Source organism: Micromonospora sp. MH99, from assembly GCF_021442385.1.
Classification (GTDB): Bacteria; Actinomycetota; Actinomycetes; order Mycobacteriales; family Micromonosporaceae; genus Micromonospora.
In genome coordinates, this window is record NZ_MUZA01000012.1 from 28,183 (window position 1) to 48,976 (window position 20,794).

Consider the following 20,794-nt stretch of genomic DNA (forward strand, 5'->3'; position numbering starts at 1 on the left):
ACACGCGAACGGGTGGCCCACCCCGCCCGCAGGCAGGGATGGACCACCCGTTTGTCGTGAACGCTCCAAACGCCTCGATCAGAAGCCGCGGGCCAGCCGGTAGTACGCCTGGTTCCAGCGGATCTCGTCGGCGAAGCGGCGCGGCTCGGTGTCGGCGTCGATGACGACGAGCTCGGTCCGGCTCATCTCGGCCAGGTCATGCAGCTCCTCGGTGCCCACCGCCTGCGACAGCACGGTGTGGTGGGGGGCGCCGGCGGTGATCCACGCCTCGGCCGAGACCGGCAGGTCCGGTCGCGGCCGCCAGACGGCGCGGGCGACCGGCAGCCGGCGCAGCGGCTGCGGCGGCGTCACGACGTCGATCTCGTTGGCCACGAGCCGGAACCGCTCCCCCATGTCGGCCAGCCCCAGCACCACCGCCGGGCCGGGCGCGGCGTCGAACACGAGCCGCACCGGGTCCTCCCGCCCGCCGATGCTCAGCGGGTGGATCTCCACGTCGGGCACGTCGGACGCGATGGTGGGGCAGACCTCGAGCATGTGGGCGCCCAGCACCAGCTCCCGACCCGGAGTCAGGTCGTAGGTGTAGTCCTCCATGAAGGACGTGCCGCCCTCGACCCCCACCGACATCGCCTTGAGGGTGTGCAGCAGGACTGACGTCTTCCAGTCGCCCTCGCCGCCGAAGCCGTAGCCGTCGGCCATCAGCCGCTGCACGGCGATGCCGGGCAGCTGACGCAGACCACCGAGGTCCTCGAAGTTCGTGGTGAACGCCCGGAACCCGCCGGCGTCCAGGAACGCGCGCATGCCGAGTTCCAGACGGGCCGCGTAGCGCAGCGAGTCGTGCCGCTCACCCCCGGGAAGCAGCTCGGCGCCGACGCGGTAGCTGTCGCCGTACTCCTTGACCAGCTCGTCGACGTCGGCGTCGGCGACCTCACCGACCACCTGGACCAGGTCGTTGACGCCGTAGGTGTTGACCGACACCCCGAAGCGCAGCTCCGCCTCGACCTTGTCGCCCTCGGTCACCGCGACGTCGCGCATGTTGTCGCCGAAGCGGGCCAGCCGCAGCGACCGCATCGCCGACCAGCCGAGCGCCGCGCGGGCCCAGGCCCCGACCCGGCTGGTCACCCGCGGGTCGCTCACGTGCCCGGCGACGGTCTTGCGGGCCACCCCGAGCCGGGTCTGGATGTACCCGAACTCACGGTCGCCGTGGGCGGCCTGGTTCAGGTTCATGAAGTCCATGTCGATGTCGTCCCACGGCAGCAGGACGTTCGCCTGGGTGTGCAGGTGCAGCAGCGGCGTCTGCAGGGCGTCCAGACCGGAGATCCACATCTTCGCCGGTGAGAACGTGTGCATCCACGCGATGACCCCGATGGCCCCCTGGGCGGCGGCGTCCCGGCAGACCCGCAGGATCTCACCGCTGTTGGTCAGGACGGGCTTCCAGACCACCCTGGCGGGAATCTGCGGCGAGTCGTCGAGCGCGGCCGCGATCTGGCGAGACTGCTCGGCGACCTGCCGGAGCGTCTCCTCGCCGTACATGCCTTGGCTGCCGGTGAGGAACCAGATCTCGGGTTGGGTTTGTGGTGCCATGGGGTTGCCTTCCACGAGAGGAACTGTCACTTGTAACGGATTCCGATGAGGCGCTGCAGGAGGATGAACGCGAAGAGCAGACCGCCGATCACGATCTTGGTCCACCAGGAGTTGAGACTCCCGTCGAACGTGATGAGGGTCTGGATCACACCCAGCACCAGCACGCCCAGCACCGTGCCGAAGACGTAACCCGAGCCACCGGTGAGCACGGTGCCTCCGATCACGACGGCGGCGATGACGTCCAACTCCATGCCGACGGCGATCAGCGGGGCGCCCGAGAGGGTGTAGAAGGACAGCAGGATGCCGCCGATCGCGGAGCACAGGCCGCTGATCGTGTAGACGGCGATCCGGGTCCGCCCCAACGGCAGGCCCATCAGCAGCGCCGACTGCGGGTTGCCGCCGATCGCGTAGACGTTGCGCCCCAACCGGGTGTAGGCCAGCACGTACGCCGCGACGAGCACCACGGCGAAGGCGATCAACACGCTGATCGAGACGAAGTTGCCCCGGGGATCCCCGATCCGCTCCTGCGACATCCTGGTCCAGAACCCGTCGGTGATCGGGATGGACGAGCCGGAGATGAACGTGCACATGCCGCGGGCGAAGAACATCCCGGCGAGCGTGACGATGAACGGCTGGATGTCGAAGAAGTGGATGGCGCACCCCATCAACAGGCCGAGCGTCGGGCCGATGAGCAGGGCGATGACGAGCACGAGCGCCGCGGGCAGGCCCTTCTGCAACAGGTCCGCCGACACCATCGCCGTCATGGCGACGACGGAGCCCACCGACAGGTCGATGCCACCGGTGAGGATCACGAAGGTCATCCCCACCGCGACGACGAGCAGGAAGCCGTTGTCGATGAAGACGTTGAAGATGACCTGCACGTTCGAGAACGCCGTGTACTGGGACACGCCGATGCCGTACATCACCAGGAGCAGGGCGAGCGTGGCCAGCACCGGCACCTGCCGCCGAGGCAGCCGGAACCGGGTACGGCGGGGGACGGTGAGCGATCCGGTGGTCATGCCGGCACCTGCTCCTTCGGCTTGTCGGCGACGGGGCGCGGCGGCGGGGCGCTTCTTCTGCGCCGGCTGAACTTGGCACGGAACGCCGGCGCCTGGATGAGGCAGACGGCGATGACGACCACCGCTTTGAACAGCAGCGACGTCTGCGGCGAGATGTTCATGGCGTACACCGTGGTGGTCAGGGTCTGGATGATCAGCGCCCCGAGGATCGTGCCGCTCAGGAAGAACCGGCCGCCGGCGAGGGACGTGCCACCGATGACGACCGCGAGGATGGCGTCCAACTCCACCCAGAGGCCGACGGCGTTGCCGTCGGCGCTGGAGACGTTTGCCGTCATCATGAAGCCGGCGATCGCCGCGCAGACGGCGCTGACGACGTACGCGAGGAAGATGACCCGGCCGGAGCGGATGCCGGCGAGGCGGCTCGCCTCCGCGTTGCCGCCCACCGACTCGATGATCATGCCGAGTGCGGTACGGCGGGTGAACGCGGCGACGAGCAGCGCCGCGGCGAGGGCGATGAAGATGGCCAGCGGCAGGGTCAGCAGGTGACCCAGCCCGATCCCCCGGAACGGCCCCGAGTTGATGGTGATGATCTGCCCCTGGGTGATCAGCTGGGCGAGGCCCCGGCCGGCCACCATCAGGATCAGGGTGGCGATGATCGGTTGGATTCCGATCACGGCCACCAGCACCCCGTTCCAGACGCCGAGCACGAGCGCGACCCCCAACGCCATCGCGAGGGCGGTCAGCACCACTGTGAGACTGTTCTGGTCGGGCTGCTTGCTGATGTACATGCAGGCCATCGCGCCGCTGATCGCGCACACCGAGCCGACCGACAGGTCGATGCCGCCGGTCGAGATGACCAGGGTCATGCCCAGCGCGACGAGGATCAGCGGGGCGCTCAACCGCAGGATGTCGATCGGCGAGCCGTACAGGTGCCCGTCCTTGAGCTCGATGGACAGGAACCCGGGCCGGTAGATCGTGTTCGCGGCGAGCATGACGACCAGCACGGCGATGGGCCAGAACAGCCGGTGACCGATCATCGTCCGATAGCGGCCCATGGTGTCGTTCATCGGTCCACCTCCTCCCGGTGAGATCCACTCGCGATCGTCTGCATGATGCGCTCGGCGTCGAGGCCCTCGTCGTTGGCGAGCTGCGCGACCATCTGCCGGTCGCGCATGACCGCCACCTTGTGGCTGAGGCGCAGCACCTCCTCCAGCTCGGCGGAGATGAACAGCACCGCCATTCCGCCGTCGGACAACTGCGTCACGAGCCGCTGGATCTCGGTCTTCGCGCCGATGTCGATGCCCCGGGTCGGCTCGTCCAGGATCAGCAGCCGTGGCTCGGTGATCAGCCACCGGGCCAGGAGCACCTTCTGCTGGTTGCCGCCGGAGAGGTTGCGGACCGGCACCTCCGGGTCCGCCGGACGGATGTTGAGGGCCTTGACGTACTTGTCGACCAGCTCGTCCTGCCGGCGCCGCGGGATGGGCCGCAGCCAGCCACGGGCGGCCTGCATGGCGAGGATGATGTTCTCGCGGACCGACAGCTCGGGAACGATGCCCTCGGCTCGGCGGTTCTCCGAGCAGAAGCCGACGCCCTGGTCGATGGCCTGCGCGGGGGTACGCAGGCTGCTCGACGTGCCGTCGATCGCGACCTGCCCGCCGTCGGCCCGGTCGGCGCCGAAGAACAGCCGCGCCACCTCGGTACGCCCGGAGCCCAGCAGACCGGCCAGGCCCACCACCTCGCCGGCGTGGATGGTCAGGCTGAACGGCGCGACCGCGCCCGCCCGGCCGAGGTTCGACACCGCCACCAGCGGGGTGCCCTCCTCCAGCTCGGCCAGGTCCCGCCGGGAGTGCTCCTCGATGCCTTCGAGGACGTCGAGTTCCTTGCCGATCATCTTCTCGACGAGGCTGAGCTGGGGCAGCTCGGCGGTCGGGTACTCGCCGACGAGGCCGCCGTTGCGCAGCACGGTGATGCGGTCGGCGATCTCGTAGACCTGGTCGAGGAAGTGGGTCACGAACAGGATCGCGATGCCCTCGTCGCGCAGTTGCCGCATGATGCGGAACAGTTGCGCGACCTCACCCGCGTCGAGGCTGGACGTCGGCTCGTCCAGGATCAGCACCCGGGCCTGGATGTCGATCGCACGGGCGATCGCGACCATCTGCTGGATCGCGAGGGAGTACGAGCCCAGCGGCGCGCTGACGTCGAGGTCGAGGTCGAGGCGGGCCAGGAGCGCGCGGGCGCGTCGGCGGACCTCACCCCAGCGGACGGCGCCGAGAAGCCGCGGCTCGCGGCCGATGAAGATGTTCTCCGCCACCGAGAGGTTGGTGCAGAGATTGACCTCCTGGTAGACGGTGCTCACGCCGGCCGCCGTCGCCTGCATCGGGCCGGTGAAGGACACCGGCTCACCGTGGAGGGTGATCGCGCCCTCGTCGGTGTCGTAGACGCCGGTCAGCACCTTGATGAGGGTCGACTTGCCGGCGCCGTTCTCGCCCATCAGGGCGTGCACCTCGCCGGGGAAGAGCCGGAAGTTGACGTCGTGGAGTGCGCGCACCCCGGGAAAGGACTTGCTGATCCCGGTCATCGTCAGGACCGGACGGCTATCCGTCATCCCATCAGACCTCTTCTGGGGGTTGTCGACGCGGAAGGGCCGCTGCGCTCCCACCGCGCCCGCCCGGCCGCCCCTGCGGGAGGCTCGGGCGGGCGTGGCGCGGGTCATCGCGGGTCATGCCCGGTCCGTTCGGGTTTGTAAGGCGACGCGGCGGGGCCGCCACGCGAGCGCGGCGACCCCCCTGCGTCGATCAGTACTTGCGGGTGGGCAGAGCCTCCTTGGCCTGCTCCTGCGTGAAGGTGGTCTCCTCGGTCTCGATCCGAGGCGGCACCGTCTCGCCCGCCTTGACCTTCTTGGCCAGGTCCATCAGCTGTGGGCCGAGCAGCGGGCTGCACTCCGCGATGAAGTTGAACTTCCCGTCGGCGAGGGCCTGCATGCCGTCCTTGACGGCGTCGACAGTGATGATGGTGATGTCCTTGCCGGGCACCTTGCCGGCCGCGGTGATGGCCTCGAGCGCGCCCAGACCCATGTCGTCGTTGTGCGCGAACAGCACGTCGATCTTCGGGTTGGCCTTGAGGAACTGCTCCATGACCTGCTTGCCGCCCGCCCGGGTGAAGTCACCCGGCTGGGAAGCGATGATCTTCAGGTTCGGGTTGGCGGCGATCGCCTCGCCGAAGCCCTTCTTGCGGTCGTTGGCCGGAGCGGCACCGGTGTTGCCCTGCAGCTCGACGATGTTCACCGGGCCGGTCGCGCCCTTCTTCTGCTCGACCAGCCACTCACCGGCGAGCCGGCCCTCCTTGACGAAGTCCGAGCCGAGGAACGTCTTGTACAGGCTCTTGTCGGCCGAGTCGACCGAGCGGTCGGTCAGGATGACCGGAATGCCGGCGTCCTTGGCCTCCTTGAGCACGGTGTCCCACCCGGACTCCACAACCGGCGAGAAGGCGATGACGTCGACCTTCTGCTGGATGTAGTTGCGGATCGCCTTGATCTGGTTTTCCTGCTTCTGCTGCGCGTCGTCGAACTTCAGCTCGATGCCGGCCGCGGCGGCAGACTCCTTGATCGAGGTGGTGTTCGCGGTACGCCACCCGCTCTCCGCACCGACCTGGGAGAAGCCCATCGTGATCTTGCCGTCGTCCTTGGACCCGCCGCCGCCGGTGTCGCTGTTGCCGCAGGCCGCCACGCCGCCGACGAGCAGCACGCTGGCGAGGACCGCGATAGCGCGCTGCGTTCGCATCTTTCTCATCAGTTCTCCTTGGCTGGGTGTGGTGGGACCGCGTGAGCCGCCGAGGAGCAGAGGGTGGCGTACGCGGGTGGTGCGTGCTGGTGCGTCGGTGGAGCAGACCGGCGGGCCCGGTGGCCGTTGGAGACGGTCAGGGGCCTGCCGGTGCGACTGGTTGTTGGCCGTAGACGTTCTGGTAGCGGTGGTAGAGAGCGTCGATGTCGGCCTGCGCGATCGGCACCGGCTGCCCGAGGGTCCGCGCCAGGTACGCGGTGCGGGCCACGTCCTCGCACATGACCGCGGCCTTGACCGCTGCCCGGGCGTCCCGACCGATGGAGAAGACGCCGTGGTTGCGCATCAGCACCGCGGGAGAGCGGTGCCCGGCGAGGGTGGCGACGATGCCCTTGCCGATGTCGTCGCCACCGATCAGCGCGAACGGGCCCAGCGGGATCTCCCCGCCGAACTCGTCGGCCTGCGCCGTGAGGTGGCAGGGGATCGCCTCACCGCAGGCGGCCCAGGCGCTGGCGTACGAGCTGTGCGTGTGCACGACCCCGCCGACCTCGGGCATGGCGCGGTAGACGTAGGCGTGGGCGGCCGTGTCGCTGGACGGGGCGAGGTCCCCCTCGACGAGGACACCGTCGAGGTCGCAGACGACCATGGTGTCGGCCGTGAGGTCGTCGTAGCCCACGCCGCTCGGCTTGATCACCATGAGGTCCTGGCCGGGGACCCGTGCCGAGACGTTGCCGGACGTCCAGGCGACCAGGTTGTAGCGCGTCAGCTCGCTGTGCAGACGGGCGACGACCTCGCGCAGCTCGCCGATCTGCCGACTCACCTCTGCGTTCATGCGACGACCTCCAGCGGCGCCTCGTGCGTGGCCGCGACGGCCTCGACCGCCGCGTTGCGGATCGCCCGCAGGCGGAGCATGACGTCGTTGCCACCCCGGCCGAAGTGGTCGTGCAGGGCCCGGTACTCGGCGTACAGGGCGTCGTAGGCGCGCGCCCGGTCGGGATCCGGCGTGTAGACGGCCTCGTGCACGCGCCCCATCGCCTGCGACGCCTCGTGGATCGACGGGTACGCCCCGGCGGCGACGGCGGCGTGGATCGCCGACCCGAGCGCCGGCCCCTGCGCGGACGCGATGATGTTCAGCGGTCGCCTGGTCACGTCGGCGTAGATCTGCATCAGGAGCTTGTTGTTGGTGAGACCGCCGGCGATCACCAGGTCGTTCACCGGAACTCCGGCCTCGACGAACGCGTCGATGATCATTCGGGTGCCGTACGCCGTGGACTCCAGCAGCGCGCGGTAGATGTCCTGTGGCCGGGTGGCCAGGGTCATCCCGACGATCATCCCGCTGAGGTCGTGGTTGACCAGCAGCGAGCGGTTGCCGTTCCACCAGTCCAGTGCGACCAGGCCGTGTGCGCCGACCGGCTGGCTGGCGGCAAGCTCGGTGAGGCGTTCGTGCGAGTCGAGGCCGGCGGGTGCGCCGTGCTCGACGAACCAGCCGAAGATGTCGCCGACGCCGCTCTGCCCGGCCTCGTAGCCCCAGGCGCCGGGGCTGATGCCGCCGTCCACGACACCGCACATGCCGGCCACCTCGGCGACCTCCGCGCCGTTGACGACGTGGCAGGTCGAGGTGCCCATGATGGCGACCAGCCGACCGGGCTCCACGGCCTGCGCGGACGCCGCGGTGACGTGCGCGTCGACGTTGCCGACGGCCACCGCGATCCCCTCCGGCAGACCGGTCCAGGCCGAGGCGCGGGCGGTGAGCGTGCCGGCGCGGGCGCCGAGGGGCAGCAGCGGGCCGTCGAGCTTGGCCACGAAGTCGCCGAAGTCGGGGTTGAGCGCGGTCAGGAAGCTCTCGGACGGGTACTGCCCGTCCTGCAGGATGCCCTTGTAGCCAGCGGTGCAGACGTTACGGGTCTCGGTGCCGCTGAGCTGCCAGACGATCCAGTCGGCGGCCTCGATGAACCGCTCGGCCCGGTGGTAGATCTCCGGGTCCTCCTCCAGGATCTGCAGACCCTTGGCGTACTGCCACTCGGCGGAGATCTTGCCGCCGTACCTGCCGATCCACGGCTCGGCCCGCTCGTGGGCCAGCGCGTTGATCCGGTCGGCGTGCGGCTGCGCGGCGTGGTGCTTCCACAGCTTGACCCAGGAGTGCGGCCGGTCGCGCAGCTCGGGAACCTCGCAGAGCGGGGTGCCGTGGGCGTCGGTCGGCAGCACGGTGCAGGCGGTGAAGTCGATGCCGATGCCCACCACCGCTGCGGGGTCCACCCCTGCGGCGGACACCGCCGCCGGGACGGCGTAGCGCAGCACGTCGCGGTAGTCGTCCGGGTTCTGCAGCGCCCAGTCCGGGGGCAGTTGTCGACCTCCGGGCAGCGTCTCGCTGATGACCGCGTCGCCGTACTCGTGGACCGCGGTCCCCAACTCGGCACCGTCAGAAACCCGGACCACGAGGGCCCGCCCGGAGAGAGTGCCGAAATCGACACCCACGACGTAGCTTTCGGCAGCTCCGTCCACACGCTCCATGTTCACCTCCACCGTTAACGGGGATAGTGTTAACGCTCACATCCAGCGCCGTCAAGACATCTAGCTGCAACAGCTCCGTAACGGAACGCGGAGGCCGCGCCCAGCCGGGCGGGTAGCTACCGGATTGGTGCAAAGGCCGCGATTCCGTCTTCAGGCCGGTCGGCGCAGCCCTGCAAGAGCGACGTCTGGACGGCAGCCGGCCGAAACCTCCTCGCCCGGAGCGCGACCCGACGCCGCATCGGCCGACAGTCGGCCCGGCGCCTCCCCCACCCGCCAGGACGACAGCGACGCCCCTTACCACCGCGCCCCGCCGGGACGCTCCGATCGCGACGGTGGCGTGACCATCGGCGATGTCAGCGATAACATCGCGGCGGCCGCCGCCCTCGCATGATCAGATCTATGATCCGCGCGGCGGCCGCCGCCGAGCCCCTGAGCGCGCGATCCGGTCGCCGAGGTGCACCTCTCGCGCCCGGTCCGGGACTCGTGTTATCGATAACATTCGACGTTTCGCGACCGCCGTCCGCACGATCTCGACCCAGCTCCGGGGTCGGCGATGTCGCGGTATCCGGTCGGCCGGACACCGCGACATCGCTGAACCGGGTCGATCATGCGCCCCGGCCCGGCCCCGCAGGGCCGGACCGGGGCGGGTCGGGCGGATCGGGCGCGCGAGCCCGTCGGGTCAGGCGGTCCGGCCGCGGTTGTAGAGCGCCTTGGCCCAGAGGAAGGAGGCCACCGTGATGACGGCGCACCAGGCAACCGCGAGGATCCCGTTGCTGCCGATTCCGCTGCCGAGCAGGAGGCCCCGAAGCGTCTCCATGACCGGAGTGAAGGGTTGGTAGTCGGCGAAGAGGCGCACCGCCGTCGGCATCGAGTCGGTGGGGACGAACCCGCTGCCGAGGAACGGCAGGAGCATCAGCGGCATGGGCACGTTGCTGGCCGCCTCGACGCTCTTCGTCGCCAGTCCGAGGGCGACAGTCAGCCAGGTGACCGCGAAAGTGATCATGGTGAGGACGCCGATCGCGGCGAGCCACTCGACGGCACCGGCGGTGGGACGGAACCCGACGAGCAGTGCGACACCGGTGACGGCCGCGAGGCTGAGCATCGTCTGGAGCACACTGCCCACGACGTGGCCGGTGAGGACCGACGGTCGGAAGATCGCCATCGTCCGGAAGCGGGCGATGATGCCCTCGGCCATGTCCATGGCGACGGAGATGGCGGTGCCCTGCGCCGCGCTGGCCACCGTGATGAGCAGGATGCCCGGGGTGACGTAGTTGGCGTAGTCGGCGCGGCCGCCCAAGGGCCCGAGGCCGGCGCCGAGCGTGCCGCCGAAGACGTAGACGAAGAGCAGCAGAAGGATGACGGGTAGCCCGATGAGCATGAGGGTCAGCGAGGGATAGCGCCGCATGTGCAGGAGGTTGCGCCGCAGCATGGTGTTCGAGTCGCGCAGGGCGAGGTTGAGGGTGCTCATCGCGCGGAAGCCCTTTCGTGGCCGGACCGCCCGGCCCGGGTGTCGGGTCGGCCGGTGAGGGCGAGGAAGACGTCGTCGAGGTCGGGGGTGTGCACGGAGAGGCCGGCCACGGTGATCGCGTCGCGGTCGAGGTGGTCGAGGACCGACCGCAACGAGCCGACCCCGCCGTCGCTCGGCACCTGGAGGGTGAGCGCGGCGTCGTCCCGGGTGGCCGCCGCGAACGTACGGGCCGCCGAGTCGAGCCCTTCCTGGTCGGCGAAGGACAACACGACGTGGCCGCCCGGGATGAGTCGCTTGAGTTCGTGCGGGGTGCCCTCGGCGATCAGCCGGCCGTGGTCGAGGAACGCGACACGGTCGGCGAGCTGATCGGCCTCCTCCAGGTACTGGGTCGTCAGCAGGATGGTGACGCCCTCGGCGGCGAGGGCCCGGATGATGTGCCACATGGCGCGGCGGCTGCGCGGGTCGAGGCCGGTCGTCGGCTCGTCGAGGAAGATGACGCGGGGGTCGCCGACCAGGGTCATCGCGAGGTCGAGCCGACGCCGCATACCACCGGAGTACGTCGAGGCCGGCTTGTCCGCCACCTCGGCCAGATCGAACCGCGCGAGCAGGTCGGCGATCCGCCGGCGCCCCTCTGCCCGGTCCAGGTGGCACAGGTCGGCCATCAGGTTCAGGTTCTCCCGACCGGTGAGCAGGTTGTCCACTGCGGAGAACTGGCCGGTCACGCCGATCAGCTCACGGACGGCGTCGGGCTCCCGGGTCACGTCGTGCCCGAGGACGCGGGCGTGGCCGCCGTCCGCCCGCAGCAGGGTGGAGAGGATCTGCACGGTGGTGGTCTTGCCGGCGCCGTTCGGGCCGAGCAGCGCGTAGATCGTTCCCTCGGTGATCATCAGGTCGATGCCGTCGAGCACGACCTTGTCACCGTAGGACTTGCGGAGTTCGGTGGTGACGATCGCGGGTTTCCTGCTGCTGGTCATGGTCTCCTCATTTGTGGTGGGGGGTCGCGGAGGATCAGGCACGGCGGATCGTGATGTCGCCGTAGGAGGTGTTCGCGCGGATCTCGACCGTCTCGTCGGTCTCGGCCGGGCTGTCGGTCGACTCGAGCGCGTTGTGCACGCGCCCGTGCCGGGAGCTGACGTCGAGCCAGGCGGCGGTGCCCCGCCGGACACCGACCTCGATCGCGCCGTACGAGGTGTGCGACTCGATCGACCCGCGGACGACCTCGCCGAGCCGGACGTTGCCGTACGCGGTGCGTGCCGTCACCGAGGCCGTCGACGCGTCCACGGCGATGTCCCCGTACGCGGTGTTGACGCGGACGTCACCGCCGCTGCGGCCGATCCAGCAGTCGCCGGAGGAGTTCTTGATCTCCGCGGTGCCGTCGACCGCGCCGAGGCGCACCTTTCCGGAGGAGGCCTTCACCCGGGCGGAACCGGTGACCCGCTCCACCGCGACCTCGCCGTGGCTGCTGTCGATCTCCAGCGGCCCGGTCTCCTCGAGTCGGATGCCGCTGCCGGTCTTGATGCGGCACTCGCCGAGCCGCCCCTCACCGCGAAACGCGGCCCACGCCGACTCGGCATGCAGCCGTGACCCGCTCGGCACCTCGATGAGGACGTCGACCGAGGGCCCGGAGCCGAAGCCGTACCGGCGCCAGCTCTTCGGCACCCGGATCCGCAGGAGCCCGGCGGCGTACTCGACGGTGGTCTGCTCCGCGGCGCTCACGTCGGCCTTGCTCGACGGGTCGCGGGGGCGCACCTGCACCACCGTGTCGGTGCGGTCGGTCGCGGCGATCCAGGCGTCCCCGACGGGCAGCTCGACCTGGACGGAAATCGGTTCTGGTGTCTCGAAAACAGGCATGGTGGTCTCCCGGAAGGTGGGTGGTGCAGGCGAACGGAGGTGGCGGAGGGGGCGCGGCGGTCAGCGCGCCCAGCCGGTGACGTGCTGGCCGGGCCGGGGTGGCTCCAACCGGCGCGGTGGCTGGCGATCCGTGCCGCCGGCCGCGACGGCAGCGGCGACGGCTCGCACCAGCCAGGCGTTGACGGACAGTCCGGCCCGGCTGGCGGCCCCGTCGACGCTGGCCTTGAGATGGTCGGGGAGGCGGAGGTTGATCCGGGACGTGCCGCCCTCGTCGCCCTCGGGCGGGAGCAGCGGCGCCGGCGCCGGGGACGGTTCGCTGACGGCATCCGCGCTGTCCGCCGGCGGGCTCGCTGGCGTCACCACGAAATTGGGCTCCCGCCCCCGCAGCCGGACGTGCACCGACCCGGGGGCGAGATCGCGGGTGATCTCGTCGGCCGCGTCGGACAGCGCCTCGAGCAGCGTGAGGTGGGTCGCCGCCTCCAGTTGAGTGAAGAGCCGCTCGGCCAGCATCCGACCCTCCGGGTCGACGCCCTCGGCGGCCACAGCGAACTCGTTGCGCAGGTTCTCGACGTACGGCCTCAGGTCCATGGCACCATCATGGCACCATTTTGGCTCAGAGTGCAACAGTGATGGCTCAGATTGCTGCCACGATGGTCATCGTCGATCGCCGGCGAGACGCTCAGACCCCCCGAACGCGCGCCGGACCAGCCGGTTCGCGACCTCCTGCGTCAGCCCGGTGGCGACCAGCAGGTCGCTGACGGTCGTCCGGACCTGCGCCACCACGACGGCACCGGAGAAACCGACGCCCTCCCGGTAGGCGTCACCGGCGACGCAGACCGCCCACAGGGCCTGCTCCCGCGCCTGGGTGGGTTCCTTACCGGCGGCGAACTGCCGCTTGAGCACGCGTACCGCCTCGGCGAGGTCGGCGACGGCCTCCGGCAGCGCTCCCGGGATCGGCTCGCCGTCGTCGATCACGGTCACCGCGCGGCGGATCAGCGTGCCGGCGTTGCGCATCGCCCGGTCGATCGGTTCGGCGGCCTGTGCGTACCGGCCCACCGGCCCGTGCCGCTCATGCCAGTGCACCGGCGACAGGGTGCTGGCCTCCCGGGCACCCTGGGTCGCCTCGATGAGCGCCCGCAGCTCGTCCTTGTTCTCCCGCAGCTTCGTGCGGGCGGCCAGCGCACGGGCGATGTCGCGGTCGGCCAGCGCGCCGGCGGTGGCGTCGAGCTGGGCACTGAGCAGGTCCAACGCCGGGCGCGCGGCACGGTTGAGCACCCGCAGCGGGCTCAACGGCAAAAGGACGGCGGTGACCAGCAGCGCCACCGCTCCCCCGACGAGAGCGTCCACGAAGCGGGGGATCTCCAGGTCCCGCACGGACGGGCTCAACGTGGCGATGAGCACCGCCGTCGCCCCGGCCTGGATCACCACCGCCGCGCTCCCGGCGAGGAACAACGCGATGAGGATCGCCAGCACGACGATCAGGGCGAGTTGCCACCACCCGGTGCCGGTCACCGTGAGCAGCAGGTCGCCGACCAGCACCCCCACGGTGACGCCGATGATCAATTCGACGGTGCGACGCAGCCGTTGCCCGACCGACGCGGCAAGGGTCGAGACCGCCGAGATCGGCGCGAACACCGGCTGCGAGACGTGCAGCACCTGATGCGCCACCACCCAGGACAGCGCCGCGGCCAGACCGGCCTGCAGAGCGAGGCCGCCGATGCCCCGAACCCGCCGCGAGCGGTCCCGCAGCGTGCCCCAGAGACGGGCGCGGAGCCGGGCGACGGTCGTCGCCGCAGCGGCGTTCGCTTGCGCGCCGGCACGCGCCGCGGCACCCCTGTCCGCAGCGGGCCGACCGGCAGCGACCATGGCGGCGGCTACCCCGCCGCACCCCGATCAATCCTGGCCGTCGGGCGCGGTCACGCGCGAACGCGCCGCGCCCGACGGCGGTCGCGCTCAGCGCGAGGAGAGCGCCTTCTCGGCGTACGCCCAGAGCCGGTCCGCGGCGACCGGGTCGACCGCGTGGTCCGCGACCCCTCCGGTGGCGTCCGGGCCACCGGGCACCACCTCCGCCTCCTGGTTGTCGACGAAGTACCGGCCGCCGACGCCGTCCAGCAGCGGTGAGGCGGCGAGCAGGACGCTGGTCGCCGCTCCCTGGGCGGGCGTCTTGTAGTAGTCCGGCACGACGAGGTTGCCCGCCTCGTCCATCGCGCCGAACGCGCGCATCATGTCGTCGTCGAGGTGACGTTGCAGGTTGGTGTGGATGTACCCGGGGTTGAGGGCGTTGGCAGTGATCCCGTCCTTGGCCCACCGGCGGGTGATGCCGACCGCGAGCAGGACGTCCGCGGTCTTGGACTGCCCGTACGCCGACCACGGGTCGTACGGGCGCCGCTCGAACTGGGGGTCCTCGACGTCGAACGGGGCGCCCAGGTGCGCACCGGAGCTGACCACCACGACCCGGGCCGCCCCGGCGGCACGCAGGTTGTCGTGCAGACCGACCGCGAGCGCGAAGTGACCCAGGTAGTTGGTCGCGAGCTGGAGTTCCCAGCCCTGCGCGGAGAGCTGCCGGGTCGCGAGCGCCATGATTCCGGCGTTGGCTACCAGCGCGTCGAGCGGGCCCCGCCAGCCCGCGACGAAGGCGTCGACCGACGCCAGATCGGCGAGGTCGAGCGCTGCCGACCGGACGACGCCCCGGGTGGCGTCGGTGGCGAACTCCTCGACGAGCCCGGCGGCCCGCCGCGGGTCACGGACCGCGACGGTGACCTCGACGCCGGCGCCGGCCAGGGCGCGAACCGTCTCGACACCGAGACCGGAGGCGCCGCCGGTGACGATCATCCGGCGCCCGGTGAGGTCCACGCCGTCGAGGATTTCGGCGGCGGTGGTACGGGCGGTGAACGACGTGATGAGGCGTGGGTTCGCTGTCATGTCAGCCAGACTAGGAACCTGGCACTGGACTGCCTATAGTCTAGGATCCGCGATACTTTAGTGATCGTCCAGGACGGTGCTGATGGATCCCCTTGAGGACGTACTGGCGTTGCTTGGTGCGACAAGCCACGTCTCCGCCGGCCTCGTCGCCGGAGGGCGCTGGGCGGTCCGGTTCGACCCACCGGCCGGCGCCAAGTTCAACGCCGTCCGGCGCGGCCACTGCTTCCTGCTCGTCGACGGCCAGCCGGAGCCGATCGGCCTCGCCGAGGGCGACTGCTACCTGCTGACCCGGCCGGTGGCCTACACGCTCTTCAGTGACCCCGACGCACCGGTCCAGCCGGCGTACCCGATCTTCGCAGCCGCTGGCGACGGCGTGGCGCACGCGGGCGACGGCGACGACATGTTCCTCATCGGCGGCGCGTTCTCCCTGGGCGACCGGGGTCGAAGTCTCCTACTGGACAGCCTTCCGCCGATCATCCACGTGCCCGCCGGCACCCCTGCGGCGGCCACCATCAGGTGGGCGCTCGACGAGATCGACAGCGAGTTGCGGCAGGCTCGGCTCGGCTCGCGGCTCGTCGCCGAACACCTGGCGCTCGTCCTGCTGATCCAGGTCCTGCGGCTGCACCTGGCCCGCGATCCGCAGCACACGTCCGGCTGGCTGGCCGGGCTCGCCGACCCGGTGGTCGCCCCCGCGCTGCGGGCCATGCACGGGCGACCCGCGCAGTCGTGGACGGTGGACGAGATCGCCCGCGTCGCCGCCGTCTCCCGCTCCACGCTCGCCGCCCGCTTCCGGCAGGTCGTCGGCGTCGGCCCGTTGGAGTACCTCACGCGCTGGCGGATCGAACTCGCGGCGGACCGGATCCGCCGCGGCTCGGACACCGTCGCCGCCATCGCCCTGGCCGTCGGGTACGGCTCGGAGAGCGCCCTCAGCGTGGCCTTCAAGCGTGTCACCGGCGTCTCGCCACGGACCTACCGCAGGCAGGTGGCCGGGAGCACCCCGACCGGGTAGGCGACCCGACAGCGCCGGCAGCGCCGCGAGCGGCCCACGCGCCGCCGACGTCGCCGGTGCGATTGGGCGCGTCCGGGCGGGGTAGACCCCGGTCTGCCACGCGGGTGGTGGGGCCCGCCCGCGGCTGGATCGCCGGCACCGGGCGGCCGGACGCCTCGGGGGGCGATGGCGGATGGATCAGCGCGGGTGAGCGAGCCCGACACCTTGGGCGACATCGTGGAGCTGCGGGTGCACGGCGTCTCCGGCGCGAGCACCGAGCAGGTTCTCGGCCTGGAGGGGACGGTGCAGGTCGCCGGCGACCGCATGGGCGGCTTCGTCCGCGTCCGCCCCCACTGGTCGACGCCCGAGGCGCGAGGGGTGACGCTGGAGGCGTACCGCTGGGGTGATCTGCCCTCCGGGACGGTGGCCCGCTCCCTGGCGCTGGTGCTCCTGCTGCCGTTCCTGCTGGTCAACGTGGCGATCTGGATGCGCCCGGCGAACCCCCGCTCGGAGGCGATGGTCAAGTCCCTGTGCCGGGTGCTGGCGCTGACGCTCACCGCGTTGTACGTGCTCGCCATCGCCGGCGTCGCCCTCGACCTCGTCGCGTGGCACTGCCTGAACTCGCCCCGCTGCCTGGCCGGTCGCAGCTGGTTGTCCTGGTCCAGCGGCCAGCCCGTCGGGCGACGCCTGGCGGTGTTCGCGCTTTTGCCGGCTGTCGCGATCGCAGTGGTCTGGCGTCTCAGCAACCGCCCCGGGCGGTCGTTCGAGGCGTTTCGCGGGCCCGACGAGGAGTTCTCCGGGCATCGGCTCAGCACCGTCGGCACGTGGGCGTCCGAACCGCTGGTCGGACGGCTCCGGTCCATTCACGTCGCCGCCGCGTTCGGGACACTGAGCCTGGTCCTGCTCGCCGCCCGCGCCGCAAAAGGCGCGTCGATCGCCACTGTCGCGTTGGCGGTGACCACCGGCGTGCTCCTGGCGGCCTGCGTGGTGCTGCTCTGCACGCCACAGGTGATCGACAGGTCCCCCACCAACCGGCGGCTCGACGCGATCACCACAGCCCTCCGGACGACCGCGATCATCCTGACCGTCGTGGTCGTGGCCCATGCGCTGACCAGCCCCGCCGCCTGGAGCGAGGTGGATGCCCTGCCCGGCTACGACGCCACCCTGATCTGGCTGTTCTCCGCCCAGACGGCACTGCTGGCCGCGCTCGGTGTCGTCCTGCTCTGGCGGCGCCGGGGCAGCCCCCTGTTCGGGCTGGGAGCGCTGGTCATCGCGGCCACGGCGATCAGCGCGGCGGTGGCGTACTCCGCCGAGCTCGTCTACCGGGTGGCGGACTACCTCGACCGCGACCTGCCGACCGGGGAGGGCATCGCGACCGGCCCGCCCCGGGCGTACACCTGGGCGACCTTCGGTTTTCTCCGCACCGTGGTGGTCACGGCGCTCGTCGCCGGCCTGGTCGTCCTGGTCTCCCGCCCCCGCCGCCGCCGCGCGGCGGCGGCGATCGTCGCGCGCGACTACCCGGACGCGCCGGCGGAGGCCGGGCCGCGGCTGCGCCAGGTCCGCGACGCGCTCGCCCGAGCCAGATTCACCGAACGCCTGGTGCTGCTGGCCGTGGTCTTCGGGTGCCTCGCCGGGATCGGCTCCGCCACCACGACCCTCGATCTGCTGGATCTGTTTCCGGGCGACGTCGTCGAGCGGTACGCGCGGTTGCCGTCCGACGCGATCACCTTCGGCATCGCATTCGCCAGCTGGGCGAAGGCGGCGGCCATCGTCGGCCTGATCCTCGGCGGAGTCTTCGCCTACCGCACCGCGGGGTTCCGGCGGCACGTCGGCGTCATCTGGGACCTCGGGACCTTCTGGCCCCGGGCCGCCCACCCGTTCGCGCCGCCCTGCTACGCCGAGCGGGCCGTGCCGGAGCTGACCCGACGCATCACCTACCTGGTCGAGCGCGGCAACGCCGTGCTGCTCTCCGGGCACAGCCACGGCTCGGTCCTGCTCGCCGCGGCAGTCCTCCAGTTGCCGCCCGGGATCGGCAACCGGATCGCGCTGCTCACGTACGGGTCACCGCTGCGCCGGCTGTACGCGCGGCTCTTTCCCGCGTACATCGACGACGCGGTGCTGCGCGAGATCGGCAACCGGGTCGGCTGGCGGTGGGTGAACCTGTGGCGCGACACCGACCCGATCGGCGGGCGCGTCTTCCCCGACCGGGGGTCACCGGCGTCCGAGGGTGACCCGGCCGCCGCGGTGGACCGGCGGGAGCGCGATCCCAGCGACGTGGTGACCCCGCCGGGCGACAGCGTTCCTCCACCGATCAAGGGGCACTGGCCGTCCGAGGCCGACAAGCGGTACGTCGAGGCGGTACGGGAGTTGGCGCAGCGCCTGCGGCACGCACCGCGCGAGTGACGCAAGCGGGTTATCGGGCCTCCTGGGCACGCCAGTCGTCCAGGCGTGTCCCGGGGATGCGGGCGCCGTCGGCGGGGACGAGTGAGCGCTCGCTGAGCGTCGCGCCGAAGTACCGGGCCGCGGGGTCGCTCACCACGGTGCGGGAGTCGTGGCGGGCGGCGAGGACCGACCGGCCCAGCTCGTCGAGGCGGAACTGCTCGGGGCCGGCGATCTCGACAGTGCCGTTCAGCGGTGCGCCGACCGCGACAGCGGTCACCTCCGTCGCGACGTCGTCCGCCGCCATCGGCTGGATGAGCACCGGCGCCAGCCGTACCGTGTCACCGTCCGTGGCGGCGTCGACGATGCCCTGGACGAACTCGAAGAACTGGGTCGCGTGGATCACCGAGTACGGCAGCCCGGACGCGGCGACCAGCTTCTCCTGTGCGACCTTCGCCCGCATGTACCCACCCTCGGGGAGCCGGTCGGATCCCACGATGGAGAGCACCACGTAGTGCCGCACCCCGGCCGTCGCGGCGGCGGCGAGGAGGTTGCGCGTCGAGGTCTCGAAGAACTCCCGCACGGCGGTGTCCTCGAACGACGGGGAGTTCGACACGTCGACGACGACATCGGCACCGTCGAGCGCTTCGGCCACCCCCTCGCCGGTCAGCGTGTTCACGCCGGTCTTCGGTGACGCGGCCACCGCCTCGTGGCCCTGCCCAGCGAGGTTCCGGACGACCTTGGAGCCGATCAGGCCACTCCCGCCGATGACGACGATCTTCATGATCGGACCACTTCCCGTCTGGGGCGACGTGCGGAATCGCAGGACAGAATCAGCCTACGGAGCGCGCCTCACCGGCGCGGTTGACATCGCCGCTCATGATTGTGGTCGCTGCCCGCGATCCCGGAGGTAGACGTGGCCGCTGTGTCCCACCCGGTGTTCGCCCGGGTCTACGAGCGGCTCAGCGTCGCCATGGACCGCGCCGGCACCGCCGCGTTCCGCCGCGACCTGGTGGCCGGCCTGACCGGCCGGGTGCTCGAGGTCGGCGCCGGCAACGGCCGCATGTTCACCCACTACCCCCCGACCGTGACCGAGGTCGTCGCGGTCGAGCCGGAACGCCGCCTGCGTGCCGCCGCCGTCCGGGCCGCCCCGGCCGCGCCCGTGCCGATCACGGTCGTCGACGGCGTGGCCGAGGCGTTGCCCGCCGCCGACGGCGAATTCGACGCGGTGGTTGTCGCGTTGGTGCTGTGCACCGTTCCCGACCAGGCCGCCGCGCTCGCCGAGATCCACCGCGTGCTGCGCCCCGCCGGGCAGCTGCGCTTCTTCGAGCACGTCGCCGCCGAGGAGTCCGGTCGCCTCCGTCGGGTCCAGCGATTCTCCGACGCCACGCTCTGGCCGAAACTGTTCGCCGGCTGCCACACCGGTCGCGACACCACGACCGCCATCGAGGCGGCCGGGTTCGCCGTTGACGGGCTGCGTCGCTTCCGGTTCCCGGCCGGCAGTTCCAGCCCTTCCTCGCCGTGCGTTCTGGGCCGGGCGACCCGGCGGGAACAGCACCCGGCCTGAGCGCCGCTCACCGGGTCGGCAGGCCCGCCAGCCAGTCGTCCAGGGCCGCCGGGCTCGCGAACAGCAGCACCGGCGGCCCGGTCGGATCGGCCTGCCAGGCCCGCATCCGCCGCCGCGCCCGGCCGAACGCGCCGACGTGCCAGAGCAGGATCGAGTCGCGGGACAGCACACTGCCGAGGGATTCGCGGTTCCCGTTGCAGATCACCTCGCCCGTGCCCAGGCGGCGCAGCGTGCGGCGCAGCAACCGCCCGAACGAGCGCCACCGGGGGTAGTCCAGGGCCACCACCAGGTCGGCGCGCGCCAGCGGCACGTCCCGCCATCCGTGGTACGCGCCGTCGAGGATCCAGCTGTCCCGGCGGCAGATCTCCTCGATCCGGCTGCGCTGCTGGGCGACGGGCACCTCGACCCACCCCGGCAGCCACAGCAGGTCGTCCACCGGATACCACGGCACCCCGAGACGCTGCGCCAGGCGCGCGGCGAGAGTGGACTTGCCCGCGCCGTACACCCCGTAGATCAGGATGCGACGCGGTGCGGTCATCGCGGCAGCGTACGCGGCGGTGTCCAGCGGGCTTCACCAGCTGCTGGCCAGACGGGCCGGCCCGTCTGCCGCGAGGCCCGCCGATAATCGCTTGCCGCCCGTGGCGGGCGCCGCCAGAGTGGTGCCCATGACGTACTGACGGACACCACCCGAGCACCGCGCCGAGGCCGCTTTGCGCCGCCCGGTGCCGTACC

Annotated in this window: 18 protein-coding genes; 3 read left to right on the plus strand and 15 right to left on the minus strand. The window is 71.3% G+C overall.

The genetic code is table 11. The features are described from left to right. Window positions 1-78 precede the first annotated feature (78 nt). From araA to B0E54_RS09140, 13 genes are all read right to left on the minus strand, one after another. Window positions 79-1,581 (minus strand): L-arabinose isomerase, encoded by a 1,503-nt coding sequence (gene araA / locus B0E54_RS09080; RefSeq protein ID WP_234582846.1) that lies wholly within the window; start codon window positions 1,579-1,581, stop codon window positions 79-81. Window positions 1,582-1,607: 26 nt separating this feature from the next. Then, window positions 1,608-2,600 (minus strand): galactofuranose ABC transporter, permease protein YjfF, encoded by a 993-nt coding sequence (yjfF, locus tag B0E54_RS09085; RefSeq protein WP_234582847.1) that lies wholly within the window; start codon window positions 2,598-2,600, stop codon window positions 1,608-1,610. Beyond that, complete coding sequence (locus B0E54_RS09090) at window positions 2,597-3,667, minus strand: ABC transporter permease (RefSeq protein ID WP_234582848.1); 1,071 nt, start codon at window positions 3,665-3,667, stop codon at window positions 2,597-2,599. Before B0E54_RS09090 ends, yjfF begins: the two co-directional genes overlap by 4 nt. Next, window positions 3,664-5,205 (minus strand): sugar ABC transporter ATP-binding protein, encoded by a 1,542-nt coding sequence (locus B0E54_RS09095; RefSeq protein ID WP_234582849.1) that lies wholly within the window; start codon window positions 5,203-5,205, stop codon window positions 3,664-3,666. The genes B0E54_RS09090 and B0E54_RS09095 overlap by 4 nt, the downstream gene beginning before the upstream one ends. A 190-nt stretch (window positions 5,206-5,395) precedes the next feature. Further along, window positions 5,396-6,388: an ABC transporter substrate-binding protein gene (locus B0E54_RS09100; protein WP_234582850.1), complete on the minus strand. Its 993-nt coding sequence runs from the start codon at window positions 6,386-6,388 to the stop codon at window positions 5,396-5,398. A gap of 127 nt (window positions 6,389-6,515) precedes the next feature. After that, the gene (locus tag B0E54_RS09105) at window positions 6,516-7,208 is read right to left on the minus strand and encodes an L-ribulose-5-phosphate 4-epimerase (RefSeq protein ID WP_234582851.1); all 693 of its coding nucleotides are present in this window, start codon (window positions 7,206-7,208) and stop codon (window positions 6,516-6,518) included. Continuing rightward, window positions 7,205-8,887, minus strand: a complete 1,683-nt coding sequence (gene araB / locus B0E54_RS09110) for a ribulokinase (protein ID WP_234582852.1) — start codon at window positions 8,885-8,887, stop codon at window positions 7,205-7,207. Before araB ends, B0E54_RS09105 begins: the two co-directional genes overlap by 4 nt. Before the next feature lie 679 nt (window positions 8,888-9,566). Continuing rightward, window positions 9,567-10,355, minus strand: coding sequence for an ABC transporter permease (locus tag B0E54_RS09115; protein ID WP_234582854.1), 789 nt, complete (start codon window positions 10,353-10,355; stop codon window positions 9,567-9,569). Continuing rightward, window positions 10,352-11,329, minus strand: a complete 978-nt coding sequence (locus B0E54_RS09120) for an ATP-binding cassette domain-containing protein (protein WP_234582856.1) — start codon at window positions 11,327-11,329, stop codon at window positions 10,352-10,354. Before B0E54_RS09120 ends, B0E54_RS09115 begins: the two co-directional genes overlap by 4 nt. A 34-nt stretch (window positions 11,330-11,363) precedes the next feature. Next, the gene (locus B0E54_RS09125; protein WP_234582857.1) at window positions 11,364-12,206 is read right to left on the minus strand and encodes a DUF4097 family beta strand repeat-containing protein; all 843 of its coding nucleotides are present in this window, start codon (window positions 12,204-12,206) and stop codon (window positions 11,364-11,366) included. A 60-nt stretch (window positions 12,207-12,266) separates the two neighbouring features. Then, complete coding sequence (locus B0E54_RS09130) at window positions 12,267-12,794, minus strand: hypothetical protein (RefSeq protein WP_234582859.1); 528 nt, start codon at window positions 12,792-12,794, stop codon at window positions 12,267-12,269. A gap of 66 nt (window positions 12,795-12,860) precedes the next feature. After that, window positions 12,861-14,072: an aromatic acid exporter family protein gene (locus B0E54_RS09135; protein ID WP_234582860.1), complete on the minus strand. Its 1,212-nt coding sequence runs from the start codon at window positions 14,070-14,072 to the stop codon at window positions 12,861-12,863. 87 nt (window positions 14,073-14,159) lie between these two features. Then, entirely contained in the window at window positions 14,160-15,128 is a 969-nt protein-coding gene (locus B0E54_RS09140) for an SDR family NAD(P)-dependent oxidoreductase (RefSeq protein ID WP_234582861.1), read from the minus strand. 82 nt (window positions 15,129-15,210) lie between these two features. On the opposite strand from B0E54_RS09140, the gene B0E54_RS09145 reads away from it, so the two are divergent. Together B0E54_RS09145 and B0E54_RS09150 are read left to right on the plus strand one after the other, a co-directional pair. Then, the gene (locus tag B0E54_RS09145) at window positions 15,211-16,137 is read left to right on the plus strand and encodes an AraC family transcriptional regulator (RefSeq protein ID WP_234582862.1); all 927 of its coding nucleotides are present in this window, start codon (window positions 15,211-15,213) and stop codon (window positions 16,135-16,137) included. Between the two features lie 186 nt (window positions 16,138-16,323). Then, window positions 16,324-18,519: a hypothetical protein gene (locus B0E54_RS09150; protein WP_234582863.1), complete on the plus strand. Its 2,196-nt coding sequence runs from the start codon at window positions 16,324-16,326 to the stop codon at window positions 18,517-18,519. Between the two features lie 10 nt (window positions 18,520-18,529). Here the strand turns inward: B0E54_RS09150 and B0E54_RS09155 are convergent, their stop codons facing one another. Next, complete coding sequence (locus B0E54_RS09155) at window positions 18,530-19,279, minus strand: SDR family oxidoreductase (RefSeq protein ID WP_234582864.1); 750 nt, start codon at window positions 19,277-19,279, stop codon at window positions 18,530-18,532. Between the two features lie 132 nt (window positions 19,280-19,411). Here B0E54_RS09155 and B0E54_RS09160 point away from each other — a divergent pair, with 132 nt between their 5' ends. Beyond that, entirely contained in the window at window positions 19,412-20,062 is a 651-nt protein-coding gene (locus B0E54_RS09160) for a class I SAM-dependent methyltransferase (protein WP_234582865.1), read from the plus strand. A 7-nt stretch (window positions 20,063-20,069) separates the two neighbouring features. Here the strand turns inward: B0E54_RS09160 and B0E54_RS09165 are convergent, their stop codons facing one another. Then, on the minus strand, window positions 20,070-20,600 hold the full coding sequence (locus tag B0E54_RS09165) for an adenylate kinase (protein WP_234582866.1): 531 nt from the start codon (window positions 20,598-20,600) through the stop codon (window positions 20,070-20,072). Window positions 20,601-20,794 lie beyond the last annotated feature (194 nt).

What these genes read in the sequence shown, in the direction of transcription:
- B0E54_RS09105 (WP_234582851.1), bottom strand. Translation starts at nt 7,208, where the DNA reads ATGAACGCAGAGGTGAGTCGGCAGATCGGCGAGCTGCGCGAGGTCGTC.
- B0E54_RS09130 (WP_234582859.1), bottom strand. Translation starts at nt 12,794, where the DNA reads ATGGACCTGAGGCCGTACGTCGAGAACCTGCGCAACGAGTTCGCTGTG.
- B0E54_RS09125 (WP_234582857.1), bottom strand. Translation starts at nt 12,206, where the DNA reads ATGCCTGTTTTCGAGACACCAGAACCGATTTCCGTCCAGGTCGAGCTG.
- araB (WP_234582852.1), bottom strand. Translation starts at nt 8,887, where the DNA reads ATGGAGCGTGTGGACGGAGCTGCCGAAAGCTACGTCGTGGGTGTCGAT.
- B0E54_RS09120 (WP_234582856.1), bottom strand. Translation starts at nt 11,329, where the DNA reads ATGACCAGCAGCAGGAAACCCGCGATCGTCACCACCGAACTCCGCAAG.
- B0E54_RS09090 (WP_234582848.1), bottom strand. Translation starts at nt 3,667, where the DNA reads ATGAACGACACCATGGGCCGCTATCGGACGATGATCGGTCACCGGCTG.
- araA (WP_234582846.1), bottom strand. Translation starts at nt 1,581, where the DNA reads ATGGCACCACAAACCCAACCCGAGATCTGGTTCCTCACCGGCAGCCAA.
- B0E54_RS09165 (WP_234582866.1), bottom strand. Translation starts at nt 20,600, where the DNA reads ATGACCGCACCGCGTCGCATCCTGATCTACGGGGTGTACGGCGCGGGC.
- B0E54_RS09100 (WP_234582850.1), bottom strand. Translation starts at nt 6,388, where the DNA reads ATGAGAAAGATGCGAACGCAGCGCGCTATCGCGGTCCTCGCCAGCGTG.
- yjfF (WP_234582847.1), bottom strand. Translation starts at nt 2,600, where the DNA reads ATGACCACCGGATCGCTCACCGTCCCCCGCCGTACCCGGTTCCGGCTG.
- B0E54_RS09155 (WP_234582864.1), bottom strand. Translation starts at nt 19,279, where the DNA reads ATGAAGATCGTCGTCATCGGCGGGAGTGGCCTGATCGGCTCCAAGGTC.
- B0E54_RS09095 (WP_234582849.1), bottom strand. Translation starts at nt 5,205, where the DNA reads ATGACGGATAGCCGTCCGGTCCTGACGATGACCGGGATCAGCAAGTCC.
- B0E54_RS09115 (WP_234582854.1), bottom strand. Translation starts at nt 10,355, where the DNA reads ATGAGCACCCTCAACCTCGCCCTGCGCGACTCGAACACCATGCTGCGG.
- B0E54_RS09135 (WP_234582860.1), bottom strand. Translation starts at nt 14,072, where the DNA reads ATGGTCGCTGCCGGTCGGCCCGCTGCGGACAGGGGTGCCGCGGCGCGT.
- B0E54_RS09145 (WP_234582862.1), top strand. Translation starts at nt 15,211, where the DNA reads ATGGATCCCCTTGAGGACGTACTGGCGTTGCTTGGTGCGACAAGCCAC.
- B0E54_RS09140 (WP_234582861.1), bottom strand. Translation starts at nt 15,128, where the DNA reads ATGACAGCGAACCCACGCCTCATCACGTCGTTCACCGCCCGTACCACC.